Origin of the sequence: Synechococcus sp. CS-1333 (assembly GCF_025128015.1) — a bacterium.
Classification (GTDB): domain Bacteria; phylum Cyanobacteriota; class Cyanobacteriia; order PCC-6307; family Cyanobiaceae; genus MW101C3.
This window is the reverse complement of the sequence record NZ_JAHLYO010000018.1, coordinates 91,150-100,517: the sequence shown is the minus strand read 5'-3', so window position 1 is coordinate 100,517 and position 9,368 is coordinate 91,150. Positions and strand designations below refer to the sequence as shown.

General features: G+C 54.9%; 6 protein-coding genes. 2 read left to right on the top strand and 4 right to left on the bottom strand.

Going from position 1 to position 9,368, the window contains the following annotated elements; translation table 11 throughout:
- Window positions 1-168: 168 nt before the first annotated feature.
- Window positions 169-276 carry a DUF5672 family protein gene (locus KQ303_RS14775; RefSeq protein ID WP_399233285.1) on the bottom strand — a complete coding sequence of 36 codons (108 nt, stop codon included), beginning with the start codon at window positions 274-276 and terminating at the stop codon, window positions 169-171.
- Window positions 277-1,017: 741 nt separating this feature from the next.
- On the opposite strand from KQ303_RS14775, the gene KQ303_RS08585 reads away from it, so the two are divergent.
- Together KQ303_RS08585 and KQ303_RS08580 are read left to right on the top strand one after the other, a co-directional pair.
- Window positions 1,018-3,390: an FkbM family methyltransferase gene (locus KQ303_RS08585; protein ID WP_259729972.1), complete on the top strand. Its 2,373-nt coding sequence runs from the start codon at window positions 1,018-1,020 to the stop codon at window positions 3,388-3,390.
- A 1,262-nt stretch (window positions 3,391-4,652) separates the two neighbouring features.
- Window positions 4,653-6,995, top strand: a complete 2,343-nt coding sequence (locus KQ303_RS08580; RefSeq protein ID WP_259729971.1) for a tetratricopeptide repeat protein — start codon at window positions 4,653-4,655, stop codon at window positions 6,993-6,995.
- Between the two features lie 5 nt (window positions 6,996-7,000).
- Here KQ303_RS08580 and KQ303_RS08575 read toward each other — a convergent pair whose 3' ends face one another.
- The 3 genes from KQ303_RS08575 to KQ303_RS08565 form a co-directional block, all read right to left on the bottom strand.
- Window positions 7,001-7,426 (bottom strand): type II secretion system protein, encoded by a 426-nt coding sequence (locus tag KQ303_RS08575; RefSeq protein ID WP_259729970.1) that lies wholly within the window; start codon window positions 7,424-7,426, stop codon window positions 7,001-7,003.
- Between the two features lie 200 nt (window positions 7,427-7,626).
- Window positions 7,627-8,055, bottom strand: coding sequence for a prepilin-type N-terminal cleavage/methylation domain-containing protein (locus tag KQ303_RS08570; protein ID WP_259729969.1), 429 nt, complete (start codon window positions 8,053-8,055; stop codon window positions 7,627-7,629).
- Between the two features lie 255 nt (window positions 8,056-8,310).
- On the bottom strand, window positions 8,311-9,159 hold the full coding sequence (locus KQ303_RS08565; RefSeq protein ID WP_399233282.1) for an ABC transporter permease: 849 nt from the start codon (window positions 9,157-9,159) through the stop codon (window positions 8,311-8,313).
- Between the last annotated feature and the right edge of the window lie 209 nt (window positions 9,160-9,368).

The following is a 9,368-nucleotide window of genomic DNA, read 5'->3' as shown; positions in this document are numbered from 1 at the left end:
GGTATGGTCATGTAAGACCACACAGCGCATTGGGAAGCAAAACTCCCCATGAGGTCTACACTGAGACCAAACCCTGTTCTTCCCGCCCGGGGTTAACGATGTCAGGGGCCGAATCTGTCCAGTAAAAGCCATCCACATCAGACAGGAAGAACTGCAGAGGTCATAAGCCTAGGCAGACCACGCCTGCAGATCATGACGAACCACAAGGGAATCCAGCTGATAGATGAGGATGCAGTCAAAGGCCGTGAACTGTTCATAGAGGGCTGGGTTGGTCATCATCAACCCATAGGTTGTGCCAGAAGAAAACCAACCATCCTCCATGCTGCAATTGATGAAGCCATTAATACAGAGTTCAAGCGCTCGGAGCTTCAGCAGAAATGTGGGAAACCTGGAAGAACCGCTTTGAGGCAATCAATCGACAGCCACTCACTTGTCGTTGACTGGAGATAAGCGGGTGCCACGGTCGCACAGGTGAGCGTTGTCATGGCAGATAGCACGAATGTAGGATTTCGGTCGAGTCAGAGTCCAGTGTCTTTCTTCGCTCGCTTACCGCAAGCCAGTGGCGTCGTACCGAGTGGGGCATGAACAGTCAGGCCGAGCCAGTCAACAGCCAGGCGGGAAAGCTCGCCACGCAGAACCAAAGAGGCAACACAGTTAGGAGTCGATTCGACAGCCGCACCGGAGGTTCATGTGGTGACCTGCCATTGAAACACCAGGAGGAATACTCAACATGTGGAACGCCTCCTGGCAACGAGCTGCATCGTGGGTTCCGATCTGCATACCGCGAGTTATTAGCCCGCAATTGGGCTTGAAGTATCAGGGACAGCAACAAAGTCCAGCTTGCAGGCACATACCTTTAGTGTGTGGCTGCTTCCGAGAAGCACGTTGGCGTGCCGTCAAAACCGGGAAGGCAGATCAGCGGGGTTCATTCAGCCTCGGTAGCAATGGAAACCCGATAAAACTTGGTTTTTGACCAAATCATTCTGTAGCTTGGTCAACTAGCGAACAACACCACTCATGGCAAACCAGGCGCCCACCATCATGCTTGAACTGGTGGATGGCACCAAGGTTGTAGTACCTGACTCTTTGGACAACATCACGTCTTATGTGCTTCAGGAACAGGGCGACTGGTTTGAAGATGAAATCAAGTTTTTACGTGCGCTGGTTAAGCCTGGCGATACAGTGGTGGATATCGGGGCAAATTACGGGGTCTACGCCCTGTCTTTAGCAAAGAAAGTGGGTTCATCCGGGCAGGTGTGGGCCTTTGAGCCAGCCACAAGCACAGCAGAGTTGCTTGCTGAAAGTGCATCAGCCAATCGCATCAACTGGCTGAAGGTAAGGCAACAGGCCCTTTCCAATCGGCAAGGCACCGCCTGGTTGCAGATGCCAGGGCAGTCTGAGCTCAACAGCCTGGCCAGCTTGGATTCAAGCGGCGCTGCTTCGGAAGCAGGGCCCGGAGAGGAGGTGCCAGTGACCACACTGGATGCCTGCCTGGAACAATTCGGCTGGTCCGAGGTGGATGTACTGAAGATTGATGCTGAAGGAGAGGAGGAGCGCATCATTCTTGGCGGAATGCGCTTCTTTGAGGATCTCTCACCGTTGGTGATGTTTGAAGTGAAGGCTGGAATCGAACTGCATCTTGATCTTGTTGACCGATTCCAGGAGATTGGCTACCAGTGCTTCTATCTCATTCCAGGGCTGGATGCTTTGGCTCCCTTTGATCCCACCAATGGCGTTGATGGATACCTACTCAATCTATTCGCAGCAAAACCCGACCGGATCAAGCTGTTAGCTGCCGCCGGGAAGCTTGTTGAGGACAGGGAAATCTGCGAGGCTTATCAGGTGGATGAGCATGAGTCATGGAGCCGTGGCGGAAAAGAGCAACCTTACGTTCAGAGGCTTTGGCAGCAGTGGCTTGCAACGGTTGATCAGCCTGAACAGGCAACGATTCGCCAAGCACTGGCGGCATGGAGAATCTCGCAGGATGGCAGCGAACCGATTGCCAGGCGCTATGGCGCGCTCACTCGAAGCTTTGCCTTGCTTCATGAAGAATGCCAAATCAGGGGCACTGTCACGCGCTGGGCAAGCCTTGCAAGAGTGGCGTTGGCACTTGGACAACGCCAACAAGCAATGCAATCTTTGAGCAAGATGCTTACAGAGATCAAAAGGGGAAAAGATGCTTTGCGGGATGAACCTTTTCTCTGTCCCGACCCACATTTTGACACGGTGGATCCCGCCAACGAGCTCAATGCCTGGCTTGAAGCTGCTGGCTTGTCAGCAGTAGAACAATTCGGAAGCTATTCTGGCTTTTTCACAGGTGCATCGGCAGCCCCAAACCTGGAACGGTTATCGCGCCTCGGATTTGACCACCAGGCTATCCAGAAGCGAATTGAATTAGTACAAAAGCGCTTTGGCCCATCAGACTCATATACCACCGATTCTCTACTTGAGCAAACAACCACGCCGTCAAGCAGCGCTTCGGAACAACCTGATGAATCCAGTGCATCCACTCTTGCCTGGTTTCAGTTTCTAGGCCTGGAGCAACGGCTGCGCTGTATTGATGTAGGCGCTTTGACAATAAAGGGTGGTGGTTTCCCTTGCTGGGAGAAATGGGCACACATTGGATGCGCAGAAGTACTCGGGTTTGAGCCTTTACAAGACTCATGTGATCAGCTGAATGCAGGAGCGAAAGCGAATGGAGCGGCCATGCTGTATTTTCCATGGGCATTGGGTGATGGAAATGAGCATACGTTGTACATCACCAATGAACCGATGACAACCTCTCTGTTCAAACCAGCCAGATCAACAGTTGATCTGTTTCCAGCCCTTGGCTCATTGATGCAGGTTGTCAGAGAAGAAGCCGTACAAACACATCGCCTCGATGCCATCAGCGAAGCACATGGTGCAGATTTCATCAAGATAGATACCCAGGGAGCCGAGCTGATGATTCTCCAGAATGCACAAGATGTCTTGCGCAGTGTCTCAGTGGTTCAATGTGAGGTTGAGTTCGTGGAACTCTACGAGGGCCAGCCTCTCATGGCCGAAGTGGACACCTTTCTGCGCTCACAAGGATTCGTCTTTCATCGCTTCTCCTACATGATAGGAAGGCCATTTATGCCATTGAGAATTACAGACGCACCGCTTCAAGCGATCAGCCAAAACCTGTGGGGAGACGCCATCTATGTTCGAGACTTTAGACACCTCAGCGACTGGAACACGCGGCAACTCAAAGCCGCGAGCTTCCTCTTGCACGAGCTCTACAACTCTGTGGACTTGGTTGCTCTGTTGCTTGCCGAGCTAGATCAGCGCTTTGACGCAGGCTTTTGCGAGCCATACTTGGGCTCGCTACTCTTTGGAAATCAACAGTTAAGTCTCAGCAGTCCGCAATAGCAAGGCACCAACTATTCAATTCGCCCAAAGATGAGCCCTGTCCATTCAACCTTTTGAGAGGGAAAATAGTTGGACCCCATTACGATCGGCCAGGGATCACAGAGGGATTGAAGTCATGGGTTCGACATGCAGCGCAAGGCCACTATAAGGATGGAGATCAGTATTGATTGATTTTGACTTTCTGGAATCAGCATGTCTTGGCAGGATCTATGCCAGTTCTCCCTGAGACAACGGCGGCTGCGTTGGTCACAAAACACTCACCAGGGAATTAACAACTCTTCTCACCATCTGCTGCGGCCAGAAGAGCAGTGATGAGAGGAGAGAATCACAACCCAAAAGTTTATTCGCAGCTGCGGCACGACGCGCAGCTGCGAGCCAAGCGTCCCAGGCCCCACCGCCAATGGCGGCAAGTCTTTGGCAATACGGCACCAACCGAACAGCATTGAGTAGGTTATTGGCGAGATGCAGGCCATGACGGCCAGTTTCATCAAAGAGCTGGGGCCGGTGAACTCCCACTTCGAACCGCACGGTTCTGCCAAGAGCTGGACCAGATAGATGTGCGCGCTGGATTCAGAGGTTGTGTATTCGTCAATGGCGCCTGCTTGGCAGAAGAAGCTGGCCGCTGCAAACGTGAGGACCCGAACCTCCCCGCTCGATCCAGAACAACCAGATCGCCTCAAACCTGACGGCGACAGGGGCACTGCTGACCGGCGTCAAGGCGGCTCTCGCTGGTCTCCAGTCAGGGCAGACTGGAGACCACGGCCCACGACGCCACGCGCCTGGCTTATGCAGAGGTCCTTTCCAACGGCCAGAAAGCGTGGCCCCTTGAATGCCCGGCCCGGGCAATGGGCTGGTTCGCTCAGCAGGGAATTCAGTGGTCGGTGAATCCACTTAGATATCAACCCTCGTGGCAGGCAAAAGACTCAGGAAAAGTAGGCCAGGCAAAGGCTCTGACAACAGTTTGAGGCAAGATCAATTCAGCTCAGATCAACGGAGGGCAGAACATCCCATCTACAAGATCTTGCGGCATGGGTGTCCATGACTGCCATCCAGACATAGTGTGGAGAGAACCAGTGGCTGTTCAGCAGTCTTGGGATGTGCAGACTCAGGGCCGATGAAACATGTGGCAGTTTCACACCTCAACTGTTCCTCCAACGGCGGCTGGTGGCGCAAAACCCTGACAGGAAATGACATTGAGCAATGGACACCTCACTTTGCCGTGCAAAACTAGGCCCAGTTCCAGTCAGGCAGACACCCTTTCAATGGCGGTGGATCAACATCACGATCATGTCTCTGGCAACAGCCACCCATCAGGCTCAGGCGATGCCAGCCCAGAGATCCAGCCGGAGGAAGGCAGTTGTCAAGAGAGCTGGTTGGCCTCCAAAGCCACTGCCCTGGAGCTGTGCCAGGGCGGGCATTACGAGGAAGCCGAGCAGATCTACCGCCAGCTGATTGCAGAAGGCTTCAGCGATGCCAGCGTGTATTGCAACCTCGGCAATCTCTGCCGGTTAAACGGCAGAAAGCAAGAAGGGTTGGAGCTCCTGCACAAGAGCATCAGAGTAGATCCCCACCACGCCAATGGTTTCTTTAACATCGGCATCGTCTACCAGCAAGATGCCAACAATCCCATAGAAGCAATCAGATCGTACCGAAAAGCGCTCGCTTGCAACCCGCAGCTCAAGTTAGCCTTGCGCAATCAGGGTGTTTCTTTCTATTCACTGGGAAGAGCGTGGGGAGCCTTCATCTGCTTTAAGCGATATTTCAGCTTGACCTCCAGCGAGCCTGCACTACTCCTTGATACAGCACGCCTCAACAATAAGCTCTACCCAAATGTAATTGCGGCCTATCAAGGCAGGCTGGAGGTAGAACCCAGTGATTCCAGCACCGCCATCTGTCTTAGCATCGCACTGCGGGAAGTCAGGTTGTTTGAGCAGGCGGCACTTGCCAACGCTGTTTGTCTATCTGCTTCGCCGAATTGTGCTCAGCTATGGCTAGAGCAGGCCTGTTGCCTGATGGAACTTGGTGACATGACTCAGACAATTGCGGCCTGCGACGAAGTGTTGAAGCTGGAGCCTGAAAACTTCAACGCCTACTTTACCAGAGGCAATGCATTTAGAAATACTGGCAACCTTGTGGAGGCAGAGCGGAGCATGCAGAGCGCCGTAACTTTGAACCCGGAGTTTGCCGATGCACTCGTGAATCTCGCCATCTACAAGCGAGATCAGGGCCTTCTGGACGAAGCCATTGGGATGTTCAAGCAAGCCATTTCCCTGAACACAACCCATCCAGAAGGATGGGAAGGCCTGCTCTTCTCCTACTCCATTGGCGGCACAAGGTATCGAAATGAAGTATTGAGTGCCTCGGAAGCATACTGGGGCATACTTGCCCAGGAGGCTGCTGCAACCCCCAAAGACGCATCGAAAGCAGCACGATTAAAGAGAAGAACATCCAAGGTAAGCAATCAAGCCGTCTCGAGTTCCAAGGCCACACAACAATGCAGCAAACCAAGGATCGGCATTCTTTCTGCCGAGATTGGGCACCATGTGGTGAGCACCTTTCTGGATTCGTTCCTCTCCTATTACAACCGAGAAACCCTGGAAGTGGAGCTCATTGTTCCAAGCCAAAGGAAGGAATCTGGCACGATTGAACTGGCCAGCAAAGCTAGTGCTTTCATCAACTTGCAGGGGAAGGACGAGGAAGCCGCACGAGAGCTCCTTCGCTCAAGAAGCTATGACATTCTGATCGAAACCTCTGGCCACACCGAACATAACAGTCTCAAGCTGTTGTCACAACGTTGCGCCCCCATTCAGTGCCATTACATCGGATATCACGCTACTACCGGCCTTGCCACAATCGATTACATTCTTGCCGATTATGAGTTACTACCTCATGAATTGGATCCGTTTTTCATTGAAACCCCCTGGCGACTCACCCGCCCCTGGCTGGCCTGCATGCCCTACGCAGAGCCGCCTCTAGCCATCTCAACAGCACAATCAGCAGCGCCTGTATGGGGCTCGTTTGGTCAGGTAGCAAAGATCAGAGAGGAAACCCTGGCTCACTGGGCCTGCGCCCTTCGAGCGGTGCCTACCGCCACGCTGGTGATCAAAGACAGAAACACCGTGTTTGAGGTGGCCCGCGAGCGGATACTGGAATCACTTGAGCGGCAGGGCGTGGCGAGAAACCGCGTGTGCTTCCTGCCATGGACCAAAACCTGGCTGGAGCACATGCTTTGCCACAACCAGATTGATATCGCGCTGGACACCACGCCGTGGAGTAGTTCCACTACTGCGTTCAACGCACTCGCCATGGGGGTGCCTTTGGTGGCCATTCGCGGCCAAACAATGGCGGCCCGCATGAGTGCCTCAATCGTGAGCGGATTGGGGAAACCGGAGTGGATCTGTGAGACCGAAGAGGAATTTGCAGCAACCCTGGTCAAGCTCTCCAACACAGTGCCCGCCCTGCGCGCCAGCAAACAACTTCTCCAGGCAGATGTATTAGGGAGCCAACTCTTTGATGGCAAAGATCTTACCCAACATCTGGAGTCGGCCTTCAGCCAAATGATCACTAGCCACGCCCAGGCCAATCCGCTGTTAATTGAGCTGTAGAAAGGTCAAGAAAAGATGCAAGTGGTCAAACCCGCATCAGAAATAGTGATCGTTGCTGTGTTATCTGTTGCAGCAGAGCTATCGGCAAGACACTGGATTCCGGATGCCCCAGCGGTGAATGTAACACTGACGGTTCCTCCAACGGTGGTGCAAGCTACGGTGATATTCGTAGAACCGGTAGTGATACCGGTATCTATATCAGAAGCTGCAGCAGTGGCGCACTCTTTGGCAAAGCCGATGGCTTCACCCACAGCGGCACCAGCAGCAGCGGCGCTTCGAGCATTGAGATAAGTGGGCAAGACCGCGGCAGACAGGACACCGATGACGCCCACAACGATCATCAGCTCAACGAGCGTGAAGGCTCTAGCGATGCCACCGTGGGTACCTAGAGAGCGAATCAGAGAAACATGGGGCCCGGAGGCAAGACTCATTGGGCTCTATGCGAAAATGACTACCAAGGCAGGCAAAGCCAATAACAAGGATTTGGCCTATGAAAGAGTCATCGCAATGACCTTATGCCTTGACTGACAATTCTTCATTAACCTGTCATGATCGCAAAACGAATCGCCAGTACTTTGGAAACAAAAAAGCCCCGTTAGGGGCTCGGTAAACAAGCTGCGTGATGCAGCAATCAAGCACCAAAGGCGCAGGAGATCCCACCTGCGTTGGTTACGGTGAGGGTGGCCTTGGTGTTAGCGGCAGCACTCGTGGCGGTGAGGCAGCGGACACCGGAAGAACCGGAAGCAAAAGATCCGATGACAGTGCCTCCAGTAATGCCACATGCCACTGTGACATTACCAGAAGTTGAGGTGACACCGGTATCAATATCGGAGGCAGCAGCAGTAGCGCACTCTTTGGCAATACCGATCGCCTCACCTACCGCTGCACCGGCGGCGGCGGCGTTACGGGCGTTCAGATAGGTGGGCAGGGCCACGGCGGACAGTACGCCTACGATCGCCACAACGATCATCAGCTCAACGAGCGTGAACGCCTTGGCGATACCGCGGCGGGTGTTGAGAGAGCGGATCAGCTGAAGCTGTGTTCTGGAAGAGAGTTTCATTGGCCTGGATGGGGCGTTGAGCTGGTGAATAACCACGCTTATCCTAGCAAAGGATTGGCCAAAAGGGGAGTTTTTCAGAGGGATGGTGGCTTGATGAGGAGATCTTCACACACAGGAACACACCGGAAATTGCCAGCACGCCACGCAGCCGGCAGGCCCACGATCTGCCCAGTTTCAGCTGTGCCCTGCCCCTCAAATATGCCGGGATCAGCTGACACCTTCAGCGCCCCCAAAAGGAGTTGGCAACTGAAGAAATCAGGTGGCTTCTCCGCTCAACCAGCTCTCCAGCCCTTCACCCAGAAACGACAAGCCCAGCACCAGCAAAAACATTGCCAGGCCGGGGTAAAGCGCCGTCCACCAGATGCCGGTGGGCACGGCAGTGAGTGCCTGCTGCAGATCACCGCCCCACTCGGGAATGGATTCGGGCAACCCCAGGCCAAGAAATCCAAGCCCGCCCAACACCAGCACCGCATCAGCCGCATTGAGGGTGAGCAACACCGGCACCGAGGTGATCACATTGCGCAGCAGATAGTGGCGCAGGATCCATAACGGGCCAGCCCCGAGCGAACACGCCGCCTCCACATACAGCTCGGCTTTCACCTGGGCCGTTTGGTTGCGCACCACACGGAAATACTGCGGCACATACACCACACACAACGCCGCTGCCGCATTCGGCAGGCCGCGGCCCAAGAGAAAGGCCAGCACCACTGAGAGCAACAGCACCGGCAGGGTGTAGAGCGTGTCCATCAGCAGCACCAGCAGCCGATCGATCGGGCCACCCAGATAGCCGCTCACCATGCCCAGGGGCACACCGATCGTGAGCGCCACCACCAGCGCCAGCAGCACCACCTGCAGGGCCACGCCGCTGCCTGCCAGGGTGCGGCTGCACACATCGCGGCCAAGGCGGTCGGTGCCGCACCAATGGGCCAGAGAAGGGCCCGCATAGATCGGGTTCTCCAGGCCGGCGTTTGGATCCGGCAGTATCCCCGCCTGAACCAGCAGCGGCGTGAGCAAGGCCACGAGCGCGTACGCCAGCACAACCACCAGGCCCCAGCGGGCAATGCGCCCCGACAGCCCACTTGGCCGCCCGTTGAACAGCCGCAGGCCCAGGGATAGGGAGGAGAGGGGGGTCACTACCGGCTCATCGGCATCAGCAGCAAAGCTCCAGGGCTTCTGGCTGAGAAGATGCACTGAGTATAGGGTGAGGAAGGGGTGAGAGCCACCGGTCAGCGGCAAAGTGCAGCGGCCGCTACCCATTACGTTTCCGTGGTGGAGCGCCGAGCTCCCGGCCAGGCCTTTGCAGGGCACACTGA

Excerpts from the sequence above, each read along its gene's own strand:
- KQ303_RS14775 (WP_399233285.1), bottom strand. The coding sequence starts at position 276 with ATGACCAACCCAGCCCTCTATGAACAGTTCACGGCCTTTGACTGCATC.
- KQ303_RS08585 (WP_259729972.1), top strand. The coding sequence starts at position 1,018 with ATGGCAAACCAGGCGCCCACCATCATGCTTGAACTGGTGGATGGCACC.
- KQ303_RS08580 (WP_259729971.1), top strand. The coding sequence starts at position 4,653 with ATGGCGGTGGATCAACATCACGATCATGTCTCTGGCAACAGCCACCCA.
- KQ303_RS08575 (WP_259729970.1), bottom strand. The coding sequence starts at position 7,426 with ATGAGTCTTGCCTCCGGGCCCCATGTTTCTCTGATTCGCTCTCTAGGT.
- KQ303_RS08570 (WP_259729969.1), bottom strand. The coding sequence starts at position 8,055 with ATGAAACTCTCTTCCAGAACACAGCTTCAGCTGATCCGCTCTCTCAAC.